This is a genomic window from Sphingomonas sp. Leaf4 (assembly GCF_920939515.1).
Lineage (GTDB): Bacteria > Pseudomonadota > Alphaproteobacteria > Sphingomonadales > Sphingomonadaceae > Sphingomonas.
Genome location: NZ_CAKLBB010000004.1, coordinates 25,727 through 51,948, shown reverse-complemented (window position 1 = coordinate 51,948; position 26,222 = coordinate 25,727). Strand labels below are relative to the sequence as shown.

The 26,222-nt window shown below is 65.5% G+C and carries 31 protein-coding genes; 3 read left to right on the top strand and 28 right to left on the bottom strand.

Annotation, left to right across the window (positions count from 1 at the left end):
- The first annotated feature begins 74 nt into the window (after positions 1 to 74).
- From LRA89_RS06825 to LRA89_RS06815, 3 genes are all read left to right on the top strand, one after another.
- Positions 75 to 797: a hypothetical protein gene (locus tag LRA89_RS06825; protein WP_230769549.1), complete on the top strand. Its 723-nt coding sequence runs from the start codon at positions 75 to 77 to the stop codon at positions 795 to 797.
- Positions 798 to 1,050: 253 nt separating this feature from the next.
- Positions 1,051 to 1,464, top strand: a complete 414-nt coding sequence (locus LRA89_RS06820; RefSeq protein WP_230769548.1) for a type II toxin-antitoxin system RelE/ParE family toxin — start codon at positions 1,051 to 1,053, stop codon at positions 1,462 to 1,464.
- Between the two features lie 35 nt (positions 1,465 to 1,499).
- A complete protein-coding gene (locus tag LRA89_RS06815; RefSeq protein WP_230769547.1) occupies positions 1,500 to 1,799 on the top strand; it encodes a helix-turn-helix domain-containing protein in 300 nt (99 codons plus the stop codon).
- 21 nt (positions 1,800 to 1,820) lie between these two features.
- On the opposite strand, the gene LRA89_RS06810 is transcribed toward LRA89_RS06815, so the two are convergent.
- The 28 genes from LRA89_RS06810 to LRA89_RS06675 form a co-directional block, all read right to left on the bottom strand.
- Positions 1,821 to 2,150 (bottom strand): hypothetical protein, encoded by a 330-nt coding sequence (locus LRA89_RS06810; protein ID WP_230769546.1) that lies wholly within the window; start codon positions 2,148 to 2,150, stop codon positions 1,821 to 1,823.
- A gap of 186 nt (positions 2,151 to 2,336) precedes the next feature.
- The gene (locus tag LRA89_RS06805) at positions 2,337 to 2,849 is read right to left on the bottom strand and encodes a TIGR02594 family protein (RefSeq protein WP_230769545.1); all 513 of its coding nucleotides are present in this window, start codon (positions 2,847 to 2,849) and stop codon (positions 2,337 to 2,339) included.
- 107 nt (positions 2,850 to 2,956) lie between these two features.
- Entirely contained in the window at positions 2,957 to 3,358 is a 402-nt protein-coding gene (locus LRA89_RS06800; RefSeq protein WP_230769544.1) for a hypothetical protein, read from the bottom strand.
- Positions 3,355 to 3,888: a hypothetical protein gene (locus tag LRA89_RS06795; RefSeq protein WP_230769543.1), complete on the bottom strand. Its 534-nt coding sequence runs from the start codon at positions 3,886 to 3,888 to the stop codon at positions 3,355 to 3,357. Before LRA89_RS06795 ends, LRA89_RS06800 begins: the two co-directional genes overlap by 4 nt.
- Complete coding sequence (locus LRA89_RS06790; protein ID WP_230769542.1) at positions 3,885 to 5,234, bottom strand: hypothetical protein; 1,350 nt, start codon at positions 5,232 to 5,234, stop codon at positions 3,885 to 3,887. The genes LRA89_RS06795 and LRA89_RS06790 overlap by 4 nt, the downstream gene beginning before the upstream one ends.
- Positions 5,234 to 5,869 carry a hypothetical protein gene (locus LRA89_RS06785; RefSeq protein WP_230769541.1) on the bottom strand — a complete coding sequence of 212 codons (636 nt, stop codon included), beginning with the start codon at positions 5,867 to 5,869 and terminating at the stop codon, positions 5,234 to 5,236. Before LRA89_RS06785 ends, LRA89_RS06790 begins: the two co-directional genes overlap by 1 nt.
- Positions 5,870 to 5,910: 41 nt before the next feature.
- Positions 5,911 to 6,699, bottom strand: coding sequence for a hypothetical protein (locus LRA89_RS06780; protein WP_230769540.1), 789 nt, complete (start codon positions 6,697 to 6,699; stop codon positions 5,911 to 5,913).
- 4 nt (positions 6,700 to 6,703) lie between these two features.
- Positions 6,704 to 8,788: a sialate O-acetylesterase gene (locus tag LRA89_RS06775; RefSeq protein ID WP_230769539.1), complete on the bottom strand. Its 2,085-nt coding sequence runs from the start codon at positions 8,786 to 8,788 to the stop codon at positions 6,704 to 6,706.
- A gap of 22 nt (positions 8,789 to 8,810) precedes the next feature.
- Positions 8,811 to 10,514, bottom strand: a complete 1,704-nt coding sequence (locus LRA89_RS06770; protein ID WP_230769538.1) for a phage tail protein — start codon at positions 10,512 to 10,514, stop codon at positions 8,811 to 8,813.
- Positions 10,511 to 10,921 (bottom strand): DUF6950 family protein, encoded by a 411-nt coding sequence (locus LRA89_RS06765; protein ID WP_230769537.1) that lies wholly within the window; start codon positions 10,919 to 10,921, stop codon positions 10,511 to 10,513. Before LRA89_RS06765 ends, LRA89_RS06770 begins: the two co-directional genes overlap by 4 nt.
- Positions 10,918 to 11,478, bottom strand: coding sequence for a hypothetical protein (locus LRA89_RS06760; RefSeq protein ID WP_230769536.1), 561 nt, complete (start codon positions 11,476 to 11,478; stop codon positions 10,918 to 10,920). Before LRA89_RS06760 ends, LRA89_RS06765 begins: the two co-directional genes overlap by 4 nt.
- The gene (locus LRA89_RS06755) at positions 11,478 to 12,071 is read right to left on the bottom strand and encodes a hypothetical protein (RefSeq protein WP_230769535.1); all 594 of its coding nucleotides are present in this window, start codon (positions 12,069 to 12,071) and stop codon (positions 11,478 to 11,480) included. Before LRA89_RS06755 ends, LRA89_RS06760 begins: the two co-directional genes overlap by 1 nt.
- 2 nt (positions 12,072 to 12,073) lie before the next feature.
- Positions 12,074 to 15,511, bottom strand: coding sequence for a phage tail tape measure protein (locus LRA89_RS06750; protein WP_230769534.1), 3,438 nt, complete (start codon positions 15,509 to 15,511; stop codon positions 12,074 to 12,076).
- 287 nt (positions 15,512 to 15,798) lie between these two features.
- Positions 15,799 to 16,185, bottom strand: a complete 387-nt coding sequence (locus LRA89_RS06745) for a hypothetical protein (protein WP_230769764.1) — start codon at positions 16,183 to 16,185, stop codon at positions 15,799 to 15,801.
- Positions 16,186 to 16,187: 2 nt separating this feature from the next.
- A complete protein-coding gene (locus LRA89_RS06740) occupies positions 16,188 to 16,616 on the bottom strand; it encodes a phage tail tube protein (protein WP_230769533.1) in 429 nt (142 codons plus the stop codon).
- A 27-nt stretch (positions 16,617 to 16,643) separates the two neighbouring features.
- Positions 16,644 to 16,991, bottom strand: a complete 348-nt coding sequence (locus LRA89_RS06735; protein WP_230769532.1) for a hypothetical protein — start codon at positions 16,989 to 16,991, stop codon at positions 16,644 to 16,646.
- A 12-nt stretch (positions 16,992 to 17,003) separates the two neighbouring features.
- The gene (locus LRA89_RS06730) at positions 17,004 to 17,411 is read right to left on the bottom strand and encodes a DUF3168 domain-containing protein (protein WP_230769531.1); all 408 of its coding nucleotides are present in this window, start codon (positions 17,409 to 17,411) and stop codon (positions 17,004 to 17,006) included.
- Positions 17,412 to 17,414: 3 nt separating this feature from the next.
- Entirely contained in the window at positions 17,415 to 17,828 is a 414-nt protein-coding gene (locus LRA89_RS06725) for an HK97 gp10 family phage protein (RefSeq protein ID WP_230769530.1), read from the bottom strand.
- The gene (locus LRA89_RS06720) at positions 17,825 to 18,172 is read right to left on the bottom strand and encodes a phage head completion protein (protein ID WP_230769529.1); all 348 of its coding nucleotides are present in this window, start codon (positions 18,170 to 18,172) and stop codon (positions 17,825 to 17,827) included. The genes LRA89_RS06725 and LRA89_RS06720 overlap by 4 nt, the downstream gene beginning before the upstream one ends.
- On the bottom strand, positions 18,169 to 18,744 hold the full coding sequence (locus LRA89_RS06715; RefSeq protein WP_230769528.1) for a head-tail connector protein: 576 nt from the start codon (positions 18,742 to 18,744) through the stop codon (positions 18,169 to 18,171). Before LRA89_RS06715 ends, LRA89_RS06720 begins: the two co-directional genes overlap by 4 nt.
- The gene (locus LRA89_RS06710) at positions 18,744 to 19,430 is read right to left on the bottom strand and encodes a hypothetical protein (RefSeq protein ID WP_230769527.1); all 687 of its coding nucleotides are present in this window, start codon (positions 19,428 to 19,430) and stop codon (positions 18,744 to 18,746) included. The genes LRA89_RS06715 and LRA89_RS06710 overlap by 1 nt, the downstream gene beginning before the upstream one ends.
- Positions 19,431 to 19,441: 11 nt before the next feature.
- A complete protein-coding gene (locus tag LRA89_RS06705; protein ID WP_230769526.1) occupies positions 19,442 to 19,891 on the bottom strand; it encodes a hypothetical protein in 450 nt (149 codons plus the stop codon).
- Between the two features lie 72 nt (positions 19,892 to 19,963).
- Positions 19,964 to 21,265, bottom strand: a complete 1,302-nt coding sequence (locus LRA89_RS06700) for a phage major capsid protein (RefSeq protein ID WP_230769525.1) — start codon at positions 21,263 to 21,265, stop codon at positions 19,964 to 19,966.
- 95 nt (positions 21,266 to 21,360) lie between these two features.
- Positions 21,361 to 22,236, bottom strand: coding sequence for a S49 family peptidase (locus LRA89_RS06695; RefSeq protein ID WP_230769524.1), 876 nt, complete (start codon positions 22,234 to 22,236; stop codon positions 21,361 to 21,363).
- Positions 22,237 to 22,238: 2 nt separating this feature from the next.
- Positions 22,239 to 23,513 (bottom strand): phage portal protein, encoded by a 1,275-nt coding sequence (locus tag LRA89_RS06690; RefSeq protein WP_268934900.1) that lies wholly within the window; start codon positions 23,511 to 23,513, stop codon positions 22,239 to 22,241.
- Positions 23,513 to 25,309 (bottom strand): terminase large subunit, encoded by a 1,797-nt coding sequence (locus LRA89_RS06685; RefSeq protein WP_230769522.1) that lies wholly within the window; start codon positions 25,307 to 25,309, stop codon positions 23,513 to 23,515. Before LRA89_RS06685 ends, LRA89_RS06690 begins: the two co-directional genes overlap by 1 nt.
- Position 25,310: 1 nt before the next feature.
- Positions 25,311 to 25,787 (bottom strand): hypothetical protein, encoded by a 477-nt coding sequence (locus LRA89_RS06680; protein WP_230769521.1) that lies wholly within the window; start codon positions 25,785 to 25,787, stop codon positions 25,311 to 25,313.
- Positions 25,788 to 25,858: 71 nt separating this feature from the next.
- Positions 25,859 to 26,209 carry an HNH endonuclease gene (locus tag LRA89_RS06675; protein ID WP_230769520.1) on the bottom strand — a complete coding sequence of 117 codons (351 nt, stop codon included), beginning with the start codon at positions 26,207 to 26,209 and terminating at the stop codon, positions 25,859 to 25,861.
- Between the last annotated feature and the right edge of the window lie 13 nt (positions 26,210 to 26,222).

Here is a 26,222-nt window from a genome sequence, read left to right as displayed (position 1 = left end):
CTCAATGCGTTTCAATGACTTACAACAGGCGTGTAAACGCTCTGTCACAGCTATTCACTTGATTCGGAGGTTCCGTGGACGCTGTTGCCGCACACGCTGCGCTGAAGGATTTGGCCAGCAGCATTCCCGACCTGACTGATATCCCTAACAAGGATACGAGTAGGTGGATCGCTCAATTAGTCGCAGTCCTTCACAAAACAGGTAGATGGGCCGAGAAAACGAAAGTGCAGTTAGCCGCAGATTTGCTCGGCGGCTCCTTTTCCAGCGGCCCTTCTACTCGAATAAACAATGTCCTCTATCAAGCTATAGCCGAACTAGAACTAGAACTGCCTGCTAATATGCAAGGGGCTTTTCTTACTGTAGGCAGTCCCTTTGACGCAACCATTGCTTTAAGCAGCGTCATAAAACTAGCGAAGCAAAACATACTGATTGTCGACGCTTATATGGATGATACGATTCTCTCCAAGTTCGCGCTGATGGCCGATGAAAATGTTGGCATTGCCCTTCTCACAGACGAATCTGGAATGCGGCCTAACTTAATTCCGGCCGCAAAAGCATGGACACAACAATTTGGCGCTAAGCGTCCGCTGAAAATTCAGGTGACAAAGCCCAGAATTCTACATGACAGGCTTATTGTATGTGATGACGATGTTTGGGTTGTCACTCAATCATTGAAAGATTTGGCAGTTCGATCTCCCGCTAGCTTAACTAAGGTCGATCGGGAATTATCCTCGGCGAAAATCGAAGCCTACACCGATATTTGGACAGCTGGTCGCGATGCCCTCGCGACTCCGTAAGAACCACGATATGTGGCAACGAGGGTTTAAGTCCCTTCACCCGCTCCCCCTATAACCATAGTGGGAAATCAGAGCGGCTCCACGGGGTCGCACCCCCGGCAGTCCGGCGAGAATGTTCGTTCGGCGAATGGATCGCCCTAACTAAAAACTGCGACACTAAATCTCCGAGAATTTACCCGGTAATCTCGCGAACAGCTGTTTACCGCGCGCGAATCGTGCGTAGAGGGGGTGGCTCCATTGAACGGAGCCACACATGACGGACCATATCCAAGTACGGCATTGCCGTAATTTCATGCTTGCAGCCGGTACGGCAATGCCGTATAAATCAGCTATGCAGACGGTCATCGAAACCAACGCCTATATCGCCGCCGCCAAGGATGCTGGCATGTCGGCCGATGAAATGACCGCTGTGGTCGACACCATCGCGCAGAACCCCGAGGCCGGCGACATCATGCCGGGTTGCGGCGGGGCACGTAAGCTGCGCGTTGCAAAGCCGGGCAAGGGCAAATCGGGCGGCTACCGGGTAATCTTCTACTTTGCAGGCGAAGGTTTCCCGGCATTCCTCCTGACCGTGTTCGGCAAGAACGAAAAGGCAAACTTGTCGAAGGCGGACCGCAACGCCCTCGCCGGGTTAACAAAGCGGCTTACCGACACCCTTTCAGGGTGACGGTAGGCACAGGAACAAAGGAACGAACGACCAATATGTCTAGCGCATTCGATAAGATCGCAGCGGGGCTAACCGATGCGATTGCATTCGCTGAAGGTGATACGACGCGGGCGCGCGTGGCATCGTCGCTTGACGTTAAACGGGTACGCGCAGCGACGAAAAAGACCCAGTCACAGTTCGCTGAAAGCTACCGGCTCCCGATCGGGACCGTGCGGGACTGGGAACAGAACCGGCGGCAACCTGACGCACCCGCTCGCGTCTTGCTTTCCATGATCGCGGTCGACCCGGAAACCGTGGAAAGCCTTATCGCCAAGTCGGAAGCATTGGCGCACTAGGCCTGACTAACCTTGCGATATTCAGCCGCTCGGCTGTTTCTCGACTGCCAAGATTGCCCGCTCGGCCGACGCCAGCGCCGCGCGCTGCTCGACCAGCGTCGCGGCCGTCCGGGCGACGACAAGCGCCCGCTCGATCCCCGAAAGCACGAACCGAAGGCGGGCCGCTCGCGCCTCGGACAGATAGGGCAGCAGCATGTCGGCGTATGGCCGCGCAGCGTCGTAGCGGGCCTGTAGCCGGTCGACGCTGGCGGTGGACGCCACCGGGACCGGATCGATGCCGGCCGGCGGCGTGCAGGCGGCAAGCGAGAGCGCCGCCACGGCCAGCGCCGTGACGTGAAGGATGTGGTGCATCGGATATACCTTTCAGTGGAGCCGCGCGGACCCGGCGCGGGCGGGATTAGAAGGCGCTGGCGAGGACGGCGACGGCCGCCATCATCGGCGCACCTTCAAGACCGGTTGGCCTCGCGGGCGCATGCCAGCCTGCCGGACGCGCCTTCACCCCGCGCGGCGGAAGCGGAGGCATCGACGGTGGGACACTCACGCTTCGTCCCTCGACAGCGGCTGGCCAGCGCGGGCAGTCATCTGCACCGGTCCGCCGATGACCGGTTCGCCTGTCGGCCAGCGTGCGGCGATACACCGATCCTTTGCGATGCGTGCGATGGTGACGGCGTCGCTCTGATTGCCGCCGAGCACATGGAAAGCGGTCGCATCCTCGCCGACATAGAAGCCGACATGCCCGCCGCCCGGTCGCTGGAACACGAGGATCGCACCGGGCGACAGCCGCTCGAACCGCAGGCGTTGGCCATAGGTCGCCCAAGCCGAGGCGCGCACAGCGATCGGCGCGGACGGCAGCCCCGCATCCTGCATGCACGCCGCGACGAACACGCCACACCACGGCACGTTGTCCGCGTTGTAGACCATGCCGAGCACCTTCGTGCCCAGCCGCTTCGCCCAGCCCATGATCGTCGGGCTGTTCGCTGCGCCGGGGGCTTCTTTCGTGCCGAGTTTCTTGCGCGCAGCAGCGAGCCACGCCGGAATTGCCGTCGTCATAATGCCTCCAGTGTTAAAACGGATTGTTGCTAATTCTAGAAGGGGCATAAGGGCGGGCGCGGTCCACGCCGTCCGCCGGCCTCTGCTCCCTTTCGCTCGGCCGGCGGTTATTCTTGCGGCGGTGCCAGTGGCCCACTCACACGCTGCACCCACGTCAGCGCGATCTTGATGATCCCGGCCCCCAGCGCGCCAATCCCCGTGCCCATCATCAGCGCCCACAGCGGCTCGGGCCGCTGGCTGATGACCATGCCGGCCGTGAACAGCAGCGTGAGAGCCGACACGGGTATATCGACCGACCAGCGATGCGCCTTGCGGTCGGACTGGGTGACGTAGAAGCGCACCGCCACACACGCGCACAGCGCCGCGATCATGCTGCCCGCCTCGAACGGGTAGCCGAGAAATGCCCAGATCACCGGGGCCGATACCTGCACTGTCGCCCCCTTGTCCTGTCCCATTGCCGCCGCCACCGGCAGCACCGCGCCGGCCGTCGCCCACAGACGGGCGATCACCGCGTCACCACCACGCCGATCGCGGCGATGGCGCTGAGCGCGACGATGATCGCCGGCCGCTTCAGCAGCGGCAGCGCCGTCCAGAAATCGATCGGGAACGGCCGCCGCCGAAGCTGCCACACCATTCCCGGCGCGGACACATAGGCCAGCGCCAAGCCCGTAAGTCCCGCCGCCAGCGCGATTGGATCGAGCAACCGCTGCAACAGCAGCAGGGTCGCGGTTTCGCCGGGCTGTAGAGGATTCCACCCCCACAGCACCGCCGCCGCACCCATGCTGCGCACGGCGATGCCGACAGCGAAGCACAGGATCGTCAGCCGCCAGAGCGTGACCGGATGCGATCGACGATCGGTCCGCCGCCGTCGCCATACGTGTCGGATCAGGTCGACGACCATCATGGTCGCCAGAACGAAAGCCGCCGTCATCATCGCCAGATTGATGACGACCAGCCAACCGTGCCCATCGAAGCTTGGAGGCGCTACCGTAGCCGGCCCGTCCGCCACCGCGCGCGCGGCAAAGCTGCGCGCGCTCATGCCAGCGCCGCCAGCATGCCGCGCACCTGGTCGTCGCTGAAGGTGCCGCGCCGCCATCCGAGGAATTCGTGGTAGCCTTCCAATTCGGGGGCCAAGTGGATGTCCACCAAGGGGCTTGGAAATTGCGCGAGCGTCTGCGCTCCCCCGATCTGAATCGTCCCGTCAGGAGCGCGAGTGGCTATGGAATAGCCCGTCCCGACCTTGCGGACCACGCTGACCATGCGCCCCGCTTGCGGGATGTCTCCGCCGGCCGGCCGCTTCACATCGCCATCCGCCCCGGTGACGATCGCATTGATCCTCCCCTGTGCGCCATTCTGGATCGGAATATTCCGATAGATGCCGATCCGCTCGATCGTTCCGTCGAGGATCCGCCAATACCTTTTGTTACCGTTGCCCGAATGCTGCGCGGACGTGCGAAGGGCGGTCACTGCAGACACGAACACCCAATCCTCATTGGTCGGCATGGGCTGGGTGAGGCGCATGTTGTCACCTGACATCGAAACAGACCCGCCGCCCGTGGCGATGTGCGGCTGTTCGATTGCGGACTTGTTGATGCTTGCGCCAAGAATGCGGAATGTGGCGTCAACCGTCTGGCCGTCGTTCACACCCAGCGTCAGATGCGCCCAGTAGCGGGATGTCGCAAAGGTGCTAACGATCGGAGGGGTAATAGCCCTGTTGTTAACGCTAGGATCCGCCCCAAGAAACTGAACTTGGGTGTTATTCAGCAGGATATTTGTCCCAGCGTCATCCCGAAAACTAGTACTAAGACTCCGGGCGACAATGTTGCTGACCGATCCGGCAACAACGCGGCTTGTGATTGCCGTGATGAAGCTATCACCTTGAGCCGCCGCCGGATGGCTCGTGCCGCCCGACCCTGAAAAGACCGGGTAAAAAAGCACGGGCTGGCCCGGATTTCCCGTGTTGTTGGCGGTCCCGCTAAAACGAAGATCGATATATCCCAGGCCGTTTTCGATACCGACAGCGACGACAGCGAGAGTCAGTCCCCCCCGAGTACCAAGCGCCATATTCAGCGTCGGGATAGTCGAGTTGCCAACCGCAGCCCCGGCCCAAGAGGAATTTGGCGCGAGGTTCTGGACGGGTTCGCGTGCAGCATATCCGATGCCGGGGATGATAGCGGGTTGCCCGGCGGGCGTTGCGATTAGCGCACCGCCGATGTTATCCCATTTGGCCCGGTCACGCCCGAAGCTCGCACCCGGCAGCGCCAGTGGGTCGCGCGTGACGACCGCGCCCGAGCGATACCACCCGGCGCGGAAGTCCATCCCCAGCTCGAAGCCGGCGAGCGGAAGCGCGCTGCCGAACAGCGCGCTGCGAAGTCCAGCGTGCATCAGCTCCGCGCCCCCTCGATCATCAGCACGAACGTCTCGCCACTGGTCGGCGTGTACGCCCCGCGCGCCTCGATCAGCGCCCACAGGCTGCGCTCCTTGCCGACGACCGCGCCCGTCTCGCAGGTGATCCCGCCGCCGCCATTGACCAGTCCGACGCCGATCGCGCCGATCGCCGCCGCGCGGTCCATGATGATGTCAGCCGAGCCTACATAGCCGGTGATGTCAGCAAGGCTCAGCAGCCCCGCGCCATTGTCGAACGCGGCATTGTCGCCCGCCGTCACCACCGGTACGCGGCGAAACAGGTGAACGCGAAACACCGCCCCCACCAGCGCCGGGCTGGTCTTGCGCAGCCGAACGCGCTCGATGCGGATCGCCTCGACGCCCGCGCGCGTCACGTCGGCGAGTTCGATCGGCGCGACGCCGGCAGCGTTCACGCTGTTGGCGACCAGATCGCCAGCGACATACGCCGTGGTATCGGCCGGACGGACCAGCATAGCCGACACTACGGTCAGCCCACCGGGCATATATGCCGGCAGCGGCGTATCGGCCGCGACGTGCGCCGCTTCGCCACCGTTCGGGCCGAACGCCATCGCTGCTACCGGCGCGTTGCCGGAGGGCATTACAACCTTTCCCATTCTCGTATCCTTCGGTTGAGGGCCGCTCACACGGCAGAGGGTCAGCCGGTCGACCGGCCCCAGAAGTCGATGCCGCGTGCCTCGACATCGGCGGCGATGAAGTCGGCCACCGCCGCGACCTCGGCATCGGTCAGCGCGGTGAATTCGGCGATCGCCGCGACGCGCAGCACCGACGCGGCGGTGCCGCCGATCCCGCCGAATTTCGACGCCATGGGCGCGCCGCCGACATCGTTGCGGGCGACCGTGCCGATGAACTGGAGGATCGCACCATTCTGCACCCACAGCGTCGCGTCGGCCGCACGCTGGCGGATCACGGCCATACGATAGCCGCCCTTGCGTATCGTGCCGTCAGGATAGAACCACGGCCGATCGGCGCTGCCGTTGTATGCGCTGGTATCTATGTCGGACGTGCCCCCGTCCGCACGCGGCCGCAGCTTCCAGACGTTCGCGAAAAGGAAGAGCCCATTGTACTGGCCGCCCCACCACACGACGGGAAGGCTGTCGGCCATCGCCGCCTCGGTTGGCTCGGCCGGCGCACTGGCAGGTGCCTGATACGGATCGGCAAAGACCATCACGACGGTCCGGTCATACTGCGATCCGGCGACCGGACGGACGAAGCCGGCCGTGCTGCTCAGCACCGCGCATTCCGGCTCGTAGGTCGGCACGCCGGTCACGGTCAGCGGCTGATCGGCGATCACGCGGTTGGCGACGCTTTCTACCTGCGATCCGCCGAGAAGGTGATACGCCCGGCATTTCGACAGCGAGGGCAGCGCGATGGGACCGAAGTCGCCCGCCGAGGCGACATCGGGAAGCTGGATGACGATCGCCATGGGATTATCCGATCTGGAAGCCGCCCGACGAAGCGTCGAGCACGATGGAGTGGGCCGGCAACCAGTTGTCCATGCGACGATTGATCGCGTCGTAGCGGACTAGGTCGCCATGGGTGTCGCGGAAATTGCCCGCGCCCCCGACGAACGGGCGCATCTTCACCGATGCGGATTGAGCGTAATTCAGCCGGTCGCCATTGACCGGCGCACGCGCCAGCACGACGCGGATCGTGTCGGGCGCGACCACGTCAGGCACCTGCGCCAGCCCGATCGCCGCACCCCCGGCCGCCGCCGCCGCCCAACCCCGGCCGGGCTGCGCCGGCACCGTCAGTCCGTCGAAGCCCGCGCCTTCCGCCACGACCAAGCGCACCGCCGGGCTGCGCAGCCGATAGCGGATGTAGAGCGCGCGGCCCTCGCGCTCGACCGCGATCGGGACCATCGGCGGCCAGCCCACACCGTCGATGAATACCCGCTTGAAGTAGAGCGCGGCATAGGCCCCGAGCCACTTGGCATCGCGCGCCTTCACATGGACGCCGGTCGGATCGGCGCGGAAATCCATGTGATAGATCGGCGTGCTGAAGCCGACCGGCGGCGCGCTGGCGAACCCCGCCGGCACCGTGCCGGCGGCGAAGTCGATCGCCGCCTGAAGCTGCGCCCGGCCGACGCCGAAGGGATCGGTGCCGGTCGAATACTGACAGGTCTGATAGGTGACGAGGTGCGGCGCGAAGCCCTGTTCGGGCATAGCCGCGCGCAGATCGGCGGCATAATCGCGCGCCAATTCGCGCAATTTCTGGAGGTAATAGGCGTAGCCGTTCGGCACGTCGCTCTCGCCTTGATACCACGCGACGCCGAAGCAGCGCGCCCGCCCGCCGCCCGCCTGCGCGATCGTCCGCAGCGCGCCGGCCTGCGCGATACCGCGCTGGTATCGAGCCGTGCCTTTGTTGTTTTCGACGATCGCCGTGCCGCCCCGGGCATTCTGCGCCGTCACCGGCACCAGCCCGAGATCCGCCGGCGAAAGGCCATTCTCCTTTTGGATCAGCTCGGCGAGGAATTCGCACATCCCGAAGAGCGGCGCTTCGCCGTCGCGGATCGCTACTTCCGCCCCCGTCACATTCGCGTCGGTCGAGATCAGCGGCAGCAGCGTACCCGCGACAGCCGCCGGCGCGTCGACGCCGAAGGGAAAGGCGAGCGCCTTCCCCGGCTGCGTCAGCGTCATATTTCCGCCACCGCTATGATTCGCGGCGAGCGACTGCCCGGCATTCAGCATCAGCGTCATCGCGGTCAGGTTCTGCCCGGCGAAGGGAAGCTGCCCGAGCGTCATCGCCTCGGGCCGCCGGCCGTTCAGCATGCGGATGCGCGCCGAGGCGACGCGGCTGACGCCGTCCAGCCCGATCGCGTCGACCACCTTGTCCGACTGGTCGGTGGTGACGGCGGCATAGCGCGTCGATGCGACCTCGCGACCGCGCGCCGTCGCCTTGTCGAGAATGTCCTTCGCACCGTCGCGCGCGGCCGTCGCGGTCACGCCCGCTGCTACGGCGCGATCGGCTTCAGTCTTGGCCAGCGCGGCGATAGCCCCAAGCTGCCCCGCGCCGTCGATCACCAGTTCCACCACCTGATCGGCGGCGATCGTCAGCGTCGCACCCGCGATCGGCATGCCAGCGGCGGATGGCGCACCCCAGCTTGCCGGCCGTGACGCCGGCGCGGCATCGGAGCCGTAGGCATGCGCCGGTACGATCAGCGGACCGGTCAGCCGGGTGCGGCCGTCGATCAGCAAGGCATAGACGAAGCCTGCCGGATCGCCGGCCTCGCCCATGTAGCCGAGCGCTTGCCGCGACGATTTGTTGATGCGGATACGCACGTCGCTCACCGGCACGCCGCCGTCGATCGTCACGCCCGCGACACGCAACCCTTCGGCATTGCCGTTCACCACCTTGGCAAGATCGATCAGGGGCGGACCGGGTGCATCGCCATGGTCCCGGATTTGCATCGCCAGCGCGATCGTCGTCAGGTCTAGTCCACGGACCCGCAAGGGAAGCTCGTACACGTCATCGTTGCGCCACACCGTCAGGGGCAGCGTTGCAGTGGTCGCCATGTCTTGTCCTTTCAACGGGCCGCTATTCGGCGGCCTGTTCCAGTTCGCGCAGCCGCTTGTCGTAAGCGGTCAGTGTGTTCGTCGTCTGGGTGAGCAGCGCCGTCTGTTGGGCGATGATTGCCTGTTGAGCGGCGATTTGCTCACCCTGATCGCCGACCGTCTGACCCAGCGCCGCCACTGGCTGCGGGACGGCCCCGTCATACGCTTGCGTACCGCCCAGCGCCGGGGTCGGCGGCGCGGTCCCGGTCCGTCCCAAAGCGAAAGCGTGCTTTGCCGCCGTCTCGCCCACCAGGACGAATTCGACCGTCATCGCCGAAGGATCGAGCGTCCGCCGCAGGATCACGCACGGCTGCGCCGGCAGGCCGTCGTCGGGCAAATCGACGATGACGAGGTCGCCCGGCCCGTAGCGCCGAAGGCGCGGCTTGCAGGTGATGACGATCTCGCCCAACTCGCGCGCGTCGAGCAATTCGTAAGCCGCAAGCTGCGCCGCCTGATCCTTGTTCTGGACAAGCCGGTATTGGCGCACATCGCCTTTTTCCTCGCCGTCTTCGGCGAGGTAGCTGGCGATCTGCACTGGCACCGACTGGACATATTCCCACTTGTGGTCGGCCGATCGATATTCCGGCGTCAGGGTATTGATCCGCTGTTCCCACCCTTGCATCGCCCCGACCTCGACATCGTCGGTCGCAAGGTCATCTTCGGTGATCGTGTCGACCGCGACGCGCGGTGCGCTCAGCTTCAGCGCCAGCTTGCCGCCGACCCAGCACCGCTCGGCACCACCGGCCGCAAGAATGTGCTTTAGATTTTCGTCGCGGCTGCCCGGCTCGGAAATCGTCCCGTCGACATGCCAGCCATTGGCATCGCAGACGTTGGCCAGCGCGACAAAGTCAGCGACGCGAATGCCGTCGATGGGGATGCCGACGCCGAAGGTCTTGAGATAGGTGGCATCCGCCTTCGTCTCGTCACGTTCCCACGTACCCAGCGCATAGCGCAGACCATGAAGGCCGGGGCAGCGGGTCCACTCCCATGTGACTTTGGCCGCCGCGAACGCGGCCGTGTCTGCCGGATCGGCCCAGCGATGCGGGCCGCTGCCCCCCGGATAGGTCGAATCCTTGCGCGGATCATACGCCTTCACCCCGCGCCAGACCGCCCCGGTCGCGGGCACGCCGGCACTGAAGCGCTTCCCGTCCTCATCGAACCGCAGGCACCACGAAATCGCGGCGTAGCTGGACAGCTTGTAGTCGGCACCCCATCCCGGCGCGGCACCCCAATGGATCGCCAAGGCCGCCGGCTCCGGCGTCGCGCCCGACTGGTGATAGCTGTAGAGGTGATCGGCGGCGTAGCCGGTTGCCGCATTGCCCGACATGGGTAGCTCGACATAGTCGAGATAGCGCGCGATCAGCCCTTCGACCGGCCCGGCCCCGGAATAGACATCGACCATCAGCAGGTAGGGATTTTCGACCCCGCCGACCTTCCCGCCATAGCCGGTCCAGTGCCGGCGGTTGCCGGCATAGTATGTCTCCCCGATCAGGTACGGGCGGGGCTGGTTCGCGCCGATCGTCGTCTTGTTGACCGACCCCGACGCGACCACGCTGGGCTTTCGTGCCGTCAGCGCCGCACCGATATTGGCCGCCACCGCGACCGCCGCCGCGATGGGCTGGATCGGGCTTGGCACCAAGGCGACGATGCCGGCGACGGTGCCGACGAATTTGAACACACCGCTCATAGCCGCCACGCCCCGATGAAGGCATGCGCCTCGATATTGACCACGCCCCGGTCGAGCGCTTCGGAATGATAGCCGGCCATCAGCCGCCCGGCCGACACGACGATCGCGTCGAATTCACCGTCGCCCTGCATCAGCGCCAGATCCCCGACCCACATCGCCGCAGGTGCGATGCGCGGCAGCATCGAATCGAGCAGCCCCGCCAGATCGGCGTGCCCCGCTGCGTGCAGCGCGCGACGCGCGCCAAGCGCCGATCGGAAGCGCGGGATAGCCGGCGGCCGATGCTTCAGTGCCCGCATCTGGGCACGCGCGAGGTGCAGGCACGTGCCACCGGTCGCCCACCCGAAGGGGCGAACGCGGAAGCGATCGACGACGCGCTGCGTCGCCGTCGCGCGATCATGGAGATTCACGCCGCCTGAACCCCGCGCGGTGGCGCGGCGACGCCCCACGCCACCTCGACTTCCATGCCGACGGCATTGTCATGCCCACGCTCGCCCGCGAACACGCGCTGGTGGCTGGCGGTCGACATGGCGTTGCCGTCGTTGCGGATCAGCATGCGCTGCGACCGCGACACGCACACCATTTCCAGCGAGCGCGGCACCTCGCGCGACCGCCGCAGGATGGTGCGGTCGCTCTGCCAGTCGGCCATGGCGTCGGGCGTGCCGATCGGCTTGCCGGTGGCGTCGTCGATTTCGGCGATCCACATCTGGACGCGCGACCCCTGATAGCCGGGGCGCGACAGGTCGACGGCCGCTGCGAGGTCGGGCGGCAGGAAGGTGATTTTTCCGGCCGGCAGTTCGTCGCCAGTACCCTCGGCCAGCGGTTCCAGCACGCCAATCGTGCCGAAAGTCGGATCGGCCGACACATAGGTATCGCCGTCCCACGCCACGTATCCGCCGTCGCACAGGCAGATCGTGCGCCCCGGCAGCGATATTTTCACCAGACCGGTAAGGCTGATCGTCTGCATTATGCCGCCTCCTCGATCACGAATTCGATACTGGTGTTCAGGTCCACCGCGAGCTGCCACGACACTTCGTCGCCCTCGACCAGACCGCCGATCATCGGCCGCGCGATATGGACGCGGCACCCGTCGGCGAAGGGCCGGCGCAGCAGCGTGTCGGCGACCGACAGGGTCGCCTTGCCGGCCGCGTCGGCCACGACTTCGCCACCGACGTTGTGCAGGTAATGCTGCCCACCGGCATCCTCGATCGACATCCAGAAGCCCTCGCGCACCACACCACCACGCGGCAGGCCGCGTACCTTCAGCGTGTTGCCACCCTGTCCCGCGCCGTCGACGACGATGCCCCAGCCACACCGCCCCTGATCCACGCCCAGCAGCGGATAGGGCATGCGCAGCCCTTGCCGCTTGGCGCGGATCAGCCGGGAGACGAACACCCGCGCCTTGTCCTCATCGTCGAGCGGCGGATAGGTGACGGCGATCTTGTAGTGATTGCCGCCCCGGTTGACGCGCAGCGCGGTCGCCCCGCGCAGCACGCCGCCCCGATCGACGAACGTCGAGGTGGCGGCGTTCGGCGATGGGTGCCGTGGAAGTTCGATCATGCTCATAGTGCCTGTCGCCGTGCGAGCTGCTGGCGCGCGTTGTTCTGCCGCACGGTCCGCGTGGTGACGTTGCCGCTGATCCCGGCCACCGTCGGCTCGAACAATTCGCCTTTGCCGACATTGAGATGCACGACGGCCGGACCGCCGCCCGGACCGGCATCATTGCCGTGGCGGATGTCGACCATTTCGCCGCGCGTCGCGCGGAAGGCGACGATGTTCGCGTCGATCCCGGACCGGCCGCCGACCTTGAAGCCGCCGCCGGTCTTGAAGCCGGGCAGCTTCGGAGCGGCAGCGCCACCCGACTTACCGCCGAAGAGGCCAGAGAGCGCACCCCCGATCGAGCCGAGAATATCGCCACCACCCCCGCTACCGGTCAGCTTGCCGAGCAGTTCGCCGAAAAGGTCGGCGAGGCTATTGAGCGCGTCCTCCATTCCCTTGGCGACGCGGTCTTTCCACCAGCCCGAGATGAAGCCCTTCAGATCACCATCGAGCGCGGCGCGGATGCCATCCTTGAAAGTCGTGCGAAATTCACCGGTCTGGCGCGCACGGTCGCTCTCATCCCATTCCGTGGTCGCCTGATCGACACCCGCGCCCGGCTCCAGCCTGTCCCTTTCCTCGATCTCTCTCGCGCGCTTGCGAATATCGATCTCACGCTGAAGCTGACGGATTCGCGCCTCGCTATCGCCACGCTGGCGCGCCAGTCCGATTTCGCGTTCCTTGGCCTCATCCTCCAGCAACCGGGCGCGCACCGCAGCACGGGCCTCGTCGACCTCCAGTTGCTGTTGCGTCGCCCGCGCCGTCGCCTCCGTCAGCGACAGCCCGTCGCGCTGCAACGCGCGGATCCGGTCGGCGATTTCCTCCTGCCGTTCCAGCGTCTCGACCAGCGAGCGATTGCCGGCGATCTTGGCGACCGCCAGTTGGTGGGCGGCTTGGTCCTGCCGCAATTCCTCCGCCTGCCCAATCTTGCGAGCTTCATCGAGGGCGGCCATGTCACGGGTCGCGGCGGCCGTTGCGGCGGCCACCGAAAGCCCGGTGCGCTTGTAGGCGTCAATCTGCTGTTCCAGATCAAGCTTGCGCTTCAACGCCGCCTCGGCATCTCGATCAACGCGCAGGCGTGCTGCCTCGATCTCATTCTGGGTCGCCAGTCGCGCGCGATCGGCGGCATCCTCGACCGGATCGCGCTCCTTCTTCTTGCGCTCCTTCTTCTCCTTTTTCTTCTTGCCTTCCTCGGGCGCAAGCGCGGTCCGCGCGACCGGCGCGGGCTTCGTGTCCTTAGGTGGCGGGGTCTGCTCGACCTTGGGCGTCGGCGGTGCAAGGGCGACATCGACGCCGATCGCCTTCGCCATCCACTGATACAGCCCGACGACTTCGCGGACCATGCCGCGCACGAAGTCGATCACACCACCGAACCGGTCGACCAGCCACGCCCTGACGCCGGTATAGACCGCCTGCGCGGCCGACACGACGCCGGGGAAGATGCTGGCGACATAGGCCACCATCGACCGCACGACATTGCTGACGAAGTCGACCACGGCGCTGAACCGGTCGCCCAGCCACTCCTTGGCGGCCGAATGGATCGCGCGCAGGCTGTCGCCCACCTCGGGCACGATTGCGGCGATGATGTCGATGATCGCATCCGACACCGATTCGAGTACACCGGCCGCAGCCTCCCACGCGCCCGCGAAGTCGCCCCGCAGCAGCGCGCCGATCACGTCGACGACGCCGCTGACCACGTCGACGATGCCGCTGATCGCGGCGATGATCGCGCCCAACGCGCGTTCGATGATCTCGCCTGCGACAAGGATGCCCGCCACCAGGCCGGTGCCGATCGCATCTTTCAGCCACATCAGCATGTCGATCAGACCGCTGATCGAACTGCCGATCGCGCCTCCGGTCAGCTTGGCGAATAACCCCTGTAGCTTGTCGAACAACGCCGTGAGCGGCGGCCCGAGCGTCGCGCTGATCTCGGTCCATACCGCGCGCAGGCCGGCGATGATGTGATCCTTGAACAGCAGCATCAGCGAAATGATCGCACCGACTGGCCCGGTTAGCGCCAGCAGGCGCTGCCCAAGCATCATCAGCGCACCGCGGAGGCCGGCTTGCCCGATCAAGGCAAGGATCGCACTCATCGGCGAGATCAGCAGGCGCAACACCTGACCGATGATGCCGAACCGCGCGGCGGCGAAATTGGCGAGGATCACCGCCCCGACTTGCGTGATGGCCCAGATCAGCGGCCCGATGGCCGCACCCAAAGCGCCGATCGCGACCATGGCTTGGCGCACCCCGACCGGCAGGCTGGAAATGGCTTTCAGGAAATCGGCAAATCCGTTCTTGATCCGGGCGATGACATCGATCAGCCCGGTATCGATTCCGAAGGCGATTTTCAGTTCGAGCCACGCGGCGGCGATGTTCTTGCCGGCCTGTTCCGTGCCCTCCATCGCCTTGGCGACCTTGGCATTTACGTCGCCGTTGGCGACAGCCGCACGATATTTCTCGAAGCCCTCGCGTCCTTGCTGCATCAGCCCGATCGCGGTGGCCGCAGCATCCGCACCGAAGATGGTATTGAGCATGTCCGTTCGATCCTTGTCGGACAGACCGGCCAGCTTCTCCCGCAGCATTTCCGCCTGATCGGCCATCGGCTTCATGCGACCCTGCGCATCGAAGAACGACAGCCCGAGCCGCTTCATCGCCGACTCTGCCTCCTTGCTCTTTGGCACTAGGCTCTGGATGTACGTCTTGAATGCCGTGCCCGCAGATGCGCCGCTTGCAAACTGGGTCGCGGTCGCGGCGATGCTCGTACCAAAGTCTAGGAAGCTGACACCGGCCGCCGCCGCGATTGCGCCACCCTGTCCGATGCCCAAGCGAAGGTCGTCGAATTCCAGCTTGGTCGCGTCGAGGACGCCAACGACATTGGTCATCACGTCGGGCAGATCGCCCGCCGTCTTGCCGAACTGACCCATGATGTCGGTGACAAGGCCGGCCGCATTGCCGGCATCGGTCATGCCGGCGGCCGACAGCTTCAGTGTCGTCTCAAGCGCACCCCCGAGGATGTCCTCGGCCGACACGCCGGCACGCGCGAGGGAGTCGACCGCCCCGGCCGCCTCGATCGCATTCTTGCCAACGGCCGGACCAAGCCGGCGCGCGGCATCGCTGAGCGCGTCGAGCTGGTCGGCGCTGGCGTCCGGCAGCGCGGCGGCCACCTTGTTCATCGCCGCTTCGTACGCGCCGGCCCCGTCGTCGATCGCCGCGATCATGCCGGCAAACGGCAGCGTGATGCCGATCGTAGCGGCAAGCCCCACTTGCTTCAGCCGCTGTTCGACGGCGTGGAATTTCTCGACCAGACGGCCAAGCACACCTTCGACGCCAGCGGCGGTCGCATCGAAATCGCTACTGTCCGCGCCGAAGACGACGCGGGCAGCACCCACAACAGCAGATGACATGCGCGCCCCCTTCGGCTCGGATCAATTGGTAGAAGCCACCCATGCGGCGGCGACGCCCAGCATTTCCTGCCACGACTTGGCCCGTTTCTTGACGGGCTTGTCAGCGAGCAGGTCTTTCAGCTTTGGCATTTTCTTGGATCGGTAGCAGGCCGCCGTAATCCACGCCGCCTGCATGGCGGCGTCGTGCCGGGCGGCAGCGGCCTTGGCCTCGCCCTCGAAAACTCGGGCGATTTCACGCGGCGTGAGCCGCCAGTATTGCTCGGTACACCGACCCGTCGAACACCAGTCTATGTGGAGGTCCGACCAGTCCCACGGCCGCTCTTCGGCCCCTTCAGAGGGTTTGCCGTGCCGCCCGGCTTGGCCTCCGGGAATGCGATACTGATCGCGGACATAATGAGCTTCAGCGACGGCTCAAGGCCGCCGACCTCTTCCATGATGTCGCCCGCTTCGTCATCGGTCATGTCCGGCTGACAGTCGGTCAGGCCGATGCGGAACAGCGTGCGGATCGTGCGGAGCGACGGACTGTCGCCCAGCACGGTATCGAGCTTGGTGATGTCGGGCAGATCGAACGCCTCTTCCACCGCGCAGAGCGCATTGGTGGAAAAGGCGAACGTCAGCTTGCGGTCGCCCAGTTCGATACCGAGGTGGCCGCGCCTTGCGTTCGGGATCGCCACGATCAAACCGCCGGAGTCATCGTCGGCTTACCGCTGACCTTGAAGGTCGCCGAGCCGGTCATCTTGTCCTCCATCGGCACCGCGCGGCCGTGTCCGGTCGCGAAACCCCGCCAGTCGAGCTTCGCGCCGTTGGGGAAGGTGATGCGCCATGCTTCGACGATGCGACTGGAAAGATGCGTGAGGATCACCGCATCATCGGCAACGCCGGGGATGAGATTGTAAGCGATCCCGACTTCGCCATGATCCGACAGGCCCGGCTTGAACTCCCGCGCGGCATCGGGGCTGGTGAAGTGAGTGAAGTCGATACTGTCACGCGCCTGTTCGGGCGGTATGATGTCGAAGAGTTCGGCGAACGGCGTGTAAACGGTCCCGACGACCTTCCCTACGGTCGTCATGTAACCGATGTCGGTCGCGGCGGCAGTTGCGGCCATGAGCTTCTCCTATTCCGGCAGCGCCGGTTACTTGGTGAGGTCGACGGAACCGCCGTCGCGGGTTTCGGCGGTGCCGACATCGTCGGGCTGGGCCGGCGGGCGGACCGTGGTCGCATCGATCGACGTCGATGGTGCCACCGCGAACGAGCCGAACAGCGCGGCCATGGCTTCCTGTCGCTCGACAAGAGCAAGCGCCTCGATCCCGGCCCGGTCGATCCCGATAGGCAGGGCAAAGCCCGTGTCGATGATTTCCAGCGCCCGAACGGCGGTGACGGTCATCGTCGTGCCGGCGGGCGTGTCGGCGGCGTTGGGGTCAGCGGGATTGGCGGCAAGCCGCTCCCGATCCACGAAGCGCGCCGTGGTACGAATTTGCATTGATATTCTCCGTTAGAGTGCGACGTACATCAGCATCACGTCGATGCTGTCCCGGTGGACCGGATCGCGGGTCGAGGTGTCGACGCCCCCGCGCCGGGCGACGACGAAGGCGCGCAGGCGGATACCGCCTACATCGCGGCGCAAACCGACCAGCAGCCCGCCGCGTCCGTTCTTGCCTGCCAGCACGTCGCCGATGTCGCGGGCTTCCTTCATCGTCTGCCCCCACGCATCGCACTGGACGCGGTCACGGCTCCACCCGCTGGGCGCGGCAAGATTCATCAGCGGCACACCGCTGATTTTGTTGAGCGTCAGCCCCGGCAGCGGGTCGCCCTGTGGCCGGAGGCCCCAGTCCACTCGCCGCGCGAGCAGCGCCGCCAGATCGGCCGTGCCGAGCAGCAGCGCGCGAAATGCTTCCTCCACCGATCAGCCCTTTTTCGCGGCGGCAAGGATCGCCGCGATCCCGTCGGTCGCGATCCCTTTCAGCGCGCGATCGACACCGGCATCGAACGCCGGGCGAATGAAGGGTTCGGGCGCGGTGTGGATATTGCCGAATTCCTTGGCGATGGCCTGCGGCAGCGGCCCCGGTCCGGCGTACACCTCGACCGGCGCAATCGGCACGCGCAACGCCTGCTGACGCGGCGACAGGCGTTCAGAAACCACGGTACTGTCGGCCATTTCCCCACTGGCACGCGCCGCATGCGCCTTCATGTCGTCGGCGACCGGCTGCACATGTTCCTTCAGGATAGGCATCAGCGTCTCGCGGGTCAGCGCCTTGCCCATCGCCCTGATGTTGCGGGCGATCTGATCCGTGCCCTCGATCCTGACTTTCATCTTCATGGCGCGATGTCCGGTTGGTCGCTGGCGGTGATCTCGATCGCACCGGCCAGATCGCGGCGTTCCTTGACGCCAGCGATGGAATATTCGCGCTGCCCGCATCCGACCCGATCCTTGCCGGTGATCGTCAGGGTCAGGCTGTCCGGGTACATCAGGAAGCGCGTCGTGATGCTCTGCCCCTGCTGTGCCGCCGCCTGCCGCTCCCCATCGGAAACATCGGTCTTTTTGGCCCAGCGCCCACCGATCGCAGCGAAAGTGCCGGGGCGGCGGGTCAGCCCATCGTCGACCATCGCGGCCCGCAGGATCGTAATGCGGGTGTCGAGGTCCGCCGGATCAAGGCCGATCACAGGTCGAACAACCGATACGGGGCGAGCAGGGCTTCGACTGGCGCGGATATCGCCGTCTTGGTGCCGCTATGCGTGCCCCCGATCGATCCGGGGCTGCGGAAGAGGTCGGCCGTCATCATGAGGATGGCGACGCGGATGGGGGGCGGAAGCACCGCATAGCCAGCCTTGTACCGGATCAGCACCGATCGGCTTGCGCCACGGTAACGCCGGACCGCCGGCCATGACACGCCCCATGCCGATCCGATCGAACCGTCGCGGGTTTCATACCGGCCCGGATCGAGCGTCCGCCATACCCCGTCCGTGCCCTCGTACCGGATGCTCTGCACCTCGATGACGGGGGGATAGGGAAGGTCGATCCGATCATAGCAGAAGCTGTCCATGCCAGCTTCCAGCACCTGCGAGCCGATCGCGCGGCGCAGATAGCCATCCGGCCCGTCGATATGGGCCGTCGCGGCGGCGATCAGCCCTTCGATCATGGCGTTCTGGTCGTCACTGTCCACCCGCAGATGTTGCTTGGCCTCTGCGACCGTCACGACAGGCACGGGCGGGGTGACGACCAGAACGCGGCGCATCACTTGCGCTTCGCCGCCGTGGAAGCCGCCGCCGGTTCGGCCGCCGTCTCGCTTTCCGGCGTATCAGCCGCCTTGCTCGCCTCGGCTTCCAGTTCAGCGATTCGGGCGACAGCCGCCGCCAGATCGCTTGCGGCCGCCTCGGCACGGCCGTCCGCTTCGGCAAGCTTGCCTTCAGCCTCGGTTGCCCGCGTATCCGCAGCATTGGCGCGAGCGGTCGCATCGTCGCGGGCCTTCTCAACCTCGACCAGTTGGCCGCGTAGCTGAAAGATATCGTCCGCCAGATCGTCGCGCTCGATCACGACAAGCCGCAGACGTTCGTCGGACTCCTTTTGCAACAGATCGATCTCGCGTTGCAGATCGACGCCGGTTGCCGCCGCCGGATCGAGATTGAACGCGACCGCGTTGCCGGGGCCGGTGGTTGCACGCGCCGGGGCATCCAGCCCCAGCATCTCACCGCCGCGACCGGTATCGATGAAACGGCGATCCGTGGACACGACCTCCGTCACTTCGACGACGGTCAGCGGCTGATAATCCTGATCGTACAATTTCCCGTCGACCAGATACGCGGCGACGCCCAGACCGACGAAGTAGCGCTCGCTTTCGGACGACCGCTCGACTTCCTGCCCGTCCTCGAACGCCTCGGGCGGGACCGCCTTGGTCCGATAGTCCTGAAGGAACTTAATCATCACGCCCTCCCTTAGCTGACCGTCTCGGCAACGGTGCCGAGTTGGTTGGCGGCGCCAGCGCCGTACCGCAGGTCGAACCCGACCAGTGTCGCGGACAGGAAGGTCGCGGCAGTGCCGACCGTCACCGTCACACGGACGAACCGAAAGCCGGCATTCTTGTCGAGGTCTTCCTGCCGGACGTTGATCGCCGCCTGACGGTTGTCGCCGCCGGCCTTGACGATCCGCGTGATCGCGAGGCCCGCGACCGGCTTCGCGCCCGCGCCGTTCGCGTCGGTCGCCTGATCGATCCGCGCGTCGACCGTACCGGCCGCGCCGATCACGCCGAGGTTCAGCGTTGCGAGCAACGCGAACAGGTTGCGCATGTCGACCCAGCCCGAGGTCACGGTGCCGACACCCGCCTGTTGGGCGGGAATGACACCGACCAGCGCCGTCCGGGCACTGGGGTCCAGATTACCCTGCATTTTCTTGTCTCCTAAGCTGCCGGGCGGCGCCTCCGCCCGGCCCCGCGCGGGGCGCGGGTCCGGTGTCGTGGATCAGGCGCGCTCGGCCAGCGCGACGAAGTGCGACTTGGTCGAACCGCCGCGCGCAGGCGCGACCGGCTTCGACAGCACCGGCTGACCGCCGATGCGGAACACCCAGCGGAATGCGCGGATGTTGTAGTCGAAATAGAGATGGATCGAATCGGCGAAGGTCACGCCGTTCTGTTTCCTGAACGCCTCGTATCCGTTCGGATTGATGAACTGGATATCGCCGAACTGCCCGACCGACGCCGAGTGTTCGTTGAAAATGACCGGGCGACCGAGCAGCGTACCACCAGGCGCTTCCTGATAGTTGCCGAACCACACCGGCCGACCGCCATCATCCTTCATCGCCATGAGCGTCGGCATCACGTCGCTGTTGACCAGCCACGACGCCTGACTGGGCATAATCATGCGCGCCCACATGCGCGCGACATTCGACGCCGTGATGGTCGCGGCGACCTGCCCATTGTCCTTGGGGATGGCGATCGTCGCACCCGAAGACATCCAGCCCAGCGGCTTCTCGACACCATCGGCCCACATGAAGCCGTCGGCGGCCTTCCACCGGATCGCACCCGCCGCCTTCGTCGTCAGCAGCGTGGCGACGCGCGGCGCGTCTTCGAGCAGTTCTTCGGTGGCGAGAACGAACGCATAGAGTTCGTTCAGTTTCGTCTCACGCGGCGTCAGGCCCATGCGCGACGGCAGCATCTGCTCGCCCTCGGACCGCCACCCGGCATAGATGCCCGACGATCCCCACGGGGTCGTCTCATCGCCGAGGCCAACGACCCGGTTCGACGCGGTCGGATCGGGATCGATCAGATCCATGACCGGATCGTTGCCCTCATCGAACACGAGGTTGACGATCTGCTGCCGGAACTCGGCCGGGACAAGGTAGCTGCCCGCCGCGTCGCCCTGTTCCATGTGGACGTTACCGGGGGCGGCGAGACGATCGTCGATGCGGAAGTTCTGGCCCGCCGCCGGGTTCGCGCAACGCACCGCCTGCGCGAACTCGGCTAGGTGCGCGAAGCCACCATTGTCGAGGCCAGTGCGGGGAGCGGCCGGAACGGTCGCGGTTCCCGGAGGGCCATTGATCGGCGGGGTCGCGGTCGGCGATGCACCGACGGCCGCCGCCGCCGCCATCGCCTCTTCGGCACGCGCGATTTGGGCGGTCAGCCGCGCCAGCTTCGCCTTGTCGTCGGCATCGGCGGTTTCTTCCTCCGCCGTCAGTTCGCGATTTTCGTCGATCGCCTTTTGCAGACGCAACTGCTGCCGCTGAGCGGTCGCACGCGCCTCTGCCTTCAGAACCGTGAGGTTCATGGGTTTCTTCCTTCTGCACTGTGGGATGGGCGTGCGCCCGCGTCAGGCGGACCGACCGGCCCGCCCGTATTCACCCGCTACCGGGGGAAAGTCGTTCAGATGGCTAGGGCCATCTCCTGCGCCGCTGCCTGCCGCCGCATCAGCGACAGCCGGGCGCGGCCCGTGTTGTACTTCGCCACCACGTCGCGCAGCGTCATGACGCCGTCGATCGCGCCGTTCGCGGTCGCCTGCGCTGCCGAGAACGTCTTGCCGGTGCCATGGATCGCGGCGACCTCGCTGGCCTTGATCCCGCGCCCCCGCGCGATGGCGGCGGCGAACGCTTCGTTCGAGCCGTCGACCATCGCCTGCAATTCAGCGCGATCCTCATCCGACAGCGGCGCGTGCGGGTGCGCCGCGATCTTGTCCGGCGACGACGCGATCAGCGTCGTGACCATGCCGATCTTGCTTTCAAAACCTGACATATCGGTATGCCCGGACCGGACACCGACCGACCCGACATCACCGCTGGTCGTGCAGTAGAAGGCACTGGCTTGCGTCGCCTGCCAGTAGGCGGCCGAGAAGCAGAAGGGATCGGCAACCGCGACGACCGGCTTGGAAGCGCGCGCTTCATAGATCGCGTCGCCGGCCTCGGCACAGCCCCAGACGTAGCCGCCCGGCGAGCGGATCGGCATGACGATCGCGCCGATTTTCGGATCGGCGGCGGCCTCCCGAACGCGATCGGCCAGCACGTCGTAATAGGTCGTGCCGTACAGGCCGCGCGGCGCGAGCATCCCCGTAATCGGGATTATCAGCGTCGACCCCTCCCGGATCGGGTCGGCGGCCTTTGCCGCCTGCGCCCCGCCGCTCATTGCCGCCGCCAGTTGCGTTAGCGAATCCGGCAGCATGGCCTCGATCGTCCCGCTTTGCAGCATCGCGGCAAGGAACGTCGGGTGCATCGCGAACAACGCCGACGATGCTAGAAACTTGTCCATCGTCACACCTTGTCCTGTGGAGCGGTTTCGCCACCGGTTAACGTATCGGCAGCCCGATTACTGTTCAGCGCGGCGCGCGGATCGTCCGCCCAGTCCGCTTCAATCCGAGGCATGTTGAACCACCCGGTGCGCAGTTCATTGATGCTCAACACCGACGCGGTGCGGGCCATCACCGCATTGCGCCATTGCGTGGCGCTGTCACCGCGCAGCATCGCGTCGAGGTTGAACTTGGCGCGCACCCCCTGCGCCCGCAGATCGGGCGGCAGCATCCGTACTGTAATCGCCTGTTCGATCCGCCGCGTCAGCGGGCGCAGCGCCCAGCTCACGAAGCTGCGGGTGTCCTGTTCGTTATTCCCGGCGTTGCCGCCTTCATCGCCGATCATCGACCGGGGGATGCGCCAGTAGCGCCCCAGTTCGAGCGTGCGTTGCTGGATCAGCTCGACCAACTGGGCGTCGATGTTCGAGCTACCGACGGCGTCATACTTTACGCCCATCTCGAATACGGGCGTTCCGCCGCGCTTCCACCGCTCGACCCCTTCGCGAAGCCGCCCGATCGAAGCGTCGTTCAGCTTCTGCTCGGTCGTGACGATCCCCGACGGCCGCCGGTCATTGCGGAAAAATGAGCGCGCACCGACTTCCAGCGCCAACTGAAAATCGATCGCACCTTTTGCCTGTTTCCACGGCACCAACGGACGCAACCCGCCGTCCGCGATATTGGTGAACCAGAACAGTTCCTGCGGCAGCAGCCGGCGCGGGCCGCGCGCGGTGTGGTGATGAACGACTAGGCTCCGCTCGCCCCACTCCGCAAAAGTCCGTGTCGGATCGAGCGCCCAGACTTCAATGCCGTCATACCCAAGCGTCGTTTCGGCAAAGGCTTCACCACGAAGAACGGCGGTAAACGCCATCGCCGCCCAGAATTCCGCCCCAGTTTGCAAGTGGTTCGGCTCGTAAGCCAGCACCTGCGCCAAGGGGAAATCGTTGCGCGGACCGTTGGCATCCCTGAAATCGAGGCCGAGACTACCGACCGCCTCGGCAATGATCGATACGCAAAAGAACACCGCCGCGACCCGTGCCGCCGTTTCCGGCGTATTCGCCTCGACCGGCAGCGCCGCGACCAGCGATGTCCAAGTATCGTCACCGAAGAACCGCCCGTCGGTCACGTTCGACGGGCCGGGCCGGTCCGCGAAGGAAGGGCCGCCATTGTGTCCGATGCCGACCACACCGTCGGCCGTGCTGTAGCTTCCGGCCTGCCGCCGGTAATCGTCTGGACTGGGCATCAGAGTATCACCATGCCCCTTTCTTCATAGACGAAGCCGCCGACGGCTTCCGGGTTCAAACTCATCAGCATCGCGGCCGAGAACATCGCCGCGACAGGATCGATCTTCGCACTGGGCGACTGTTTCAGGATCGCGACGCCGTTCAACCCGCGCGGCTCCTGCTTCACGTTGCCGATGCACCACGTCATCAGCGCGGAACCGTTGTGCCGGACCGTCCGGGCGGCACACTTGCGCGCCAGCCCTTTGACTGCCCCGTTCAATCGCCACCCCTGCGGAATGGCTTTAAGCATGCCGTCATCGAAACCGTTTTCCGCCAGTTCGTCGACGATCGCCGCGACCCCGGCCGGATCAAGCCCGACCGCGTCCGCTTCCGGGAACAACCCAGCATCGCGAACCTTTACCAGCACCTCGACGACCCCACGGACATCATCGGTCAGATCGTCGGCGGCATCGTCGGCGTCGGCATCGGCATCGACGGCCCCGCCCATGCCGGTATCCTCATCGTCCATTTCCAGACGAGTGAGAGAGCCTTCCGCTACCAGCTCGTCGAGCTTCGACACGATGTCCTTGCGGCGCTTCCAGACGACTGACCATGCCCAAGCGTGCGCCCAGATCAGCCACCGCCTGCTGCCCTTCTCGCGGCCGATCAGGCAAAGGCCAAGCAAGTCATCCAGTCCGCCGCCATCGACCGACGCCACGATGACCTCGCTACGGCGGATCAGATCATCCAGCGACAGCGCCGCGACAGCGCACCGCGCCCAGTACGCCGCCCCGGCCCACCGATCGCGGGCGAGGCGCTGACCAATCTCGACGTTCAAATACTTGGCCAGCACGACTTGCAGCGACGTATCGCCGTCCTCGCCCTTGCCCTCCTTCACCTGCTGCATCTTGCGCTGGATGAAACCGACGGACTGCGACCGACCCATATTGGGGTTGGTCACATAGAAATTGACGGGGTCGAGATACGCCTCGTCCTCCCGCATCGCTTCGGGCCACTCGTACAGCATCCCGAAGGTGCGAGGATCCTCGATCGTGCCGTCACGGACGCCCCGGAAATAATCCAGCTTGTCCTTGAAAACCCCGCGCGGCGGTTCGTCGCTATGCGTCGTCAGGTAGATCACGAAGCCTTCGGGCCGCGATGCCAGCCCGCCAGTCGCTTCCTCCAGCATGGATTCGGCGTTGGCCCGCTTTCCGAACAGCCACAGTTCGTCCACCAGGACGAACCCAGCCTTGCTTCCGCCGACCGTGCCGGTGTCAGCGGCGATCACCTGCAACTCGGCCTTCGTTCGCCGATCGCGGATCAGCCGCTGGTTGTCGATGACGTGCAGCAGCGTCCGCAGCTTCGGGTCAGCCCGCACCATCGCGGCTGCGGGGCCGAAGCTGTTGCCCGCCACGCGCTGGGTCGGTGCGAGGATACTGAGCGACGCGCCCTGCCGCCAATTGCGGATCAGCGCGGTCAGCATGATACCTGCCGCGATCGTCGATTTGCCGTTCTTCTTGCTGATAAGGAGGAGGAATTCCTCGATCAGCCTTTGCCCGCTGGGACCGGCGTTGCGGTCGTATGCGCCGAAGATCGCCTCGACCAGATCGAACACGAACGGCTCACACGCCTCGCCGAACGTCGGTTGCCCAGCCACGTCGACCATGCGCAGCGACTTGAACACCCGCAGCGCGGCCGCCGCTTCGTCGGGGAACAGCGGCGCGAACGGTACGAGCGAGCGGCGCTCAACAATGCGCTGTTCCCAGTCGGGGCAGGCGGTCGTCCATACCGGCTTCGCCGGGACGATCAGGCCCATGTCAGTGCATCTGCCCCGGCTGCGGCGGCGTGTCGTACAGGCCAACCATCTCGTCGGCTGCCTGCTGCAACGCCGCCTTCTTGCCTTGCTTGAGCGGCTTGGGCGGACGGACCGATCCCGACACCTGATCGGACACCTGAGCGATCTTCGCTCGCTCCAGCAGGCGGCCGAGTTCTTTCTCGGCCGAGACGTTCCCGGCCGCCGCCTTCTCGTTCAACCGCACAAGGCGCTCAACCTCGAAGATCAGAGCGGCTTTGTCTCGAACATCGACGGCGGAAAAATAATGCTTCCGCAAAGTCGGGACCGACACCCCGATACTATCGGCCGCTTGCTTCAAGGTGTAGCCGGCCACGAAGGCCATCAGCACCTTGTTCAGCTTCGCGATGGTGGCCTGATGTTCGGGCCTTCCACGGCCCTCCCTTGGGGCAAATGGACGGCCACCCAACAGGTCGCGCTCTCCAAAATCCCCGTCGGCCAAAAAAAATCTCCACGTGAGAACATCAGCGGTCTAGGCCGCGATGCCCTTTCCCAGTTTTCACCCCCCCCCGGTCAGTACCCCGACCGGCGTTCCTCGCGTTGCTTGGCACTGTCATGACAATGCTTGCACAGGCACTGGAGGTTGCCCGCGTCCCAGAACATCGCTTCGTCACCACCATGGCGACGGCGGTGATCCGCCACCAGTTGCGACGTGTCACCCTCGATCCGCTGGCACCGCTGACAGGTGAACAGATCACGTTGCAGGATCGACATGCGCAGCTTCTGCCACCGCGCGGTCTTGTACCAGCGCCGCCACGATTGCGTGTCGCGGTCCCGGTCCCGGTCCTGCCGGGTCACGGGCGCACTGGCGAAGCGCGACCCGAGCGGCTTGAGCCGCGACGCGAGTTGCTTGAGCCGTGCCACGTCATGTCCTTAA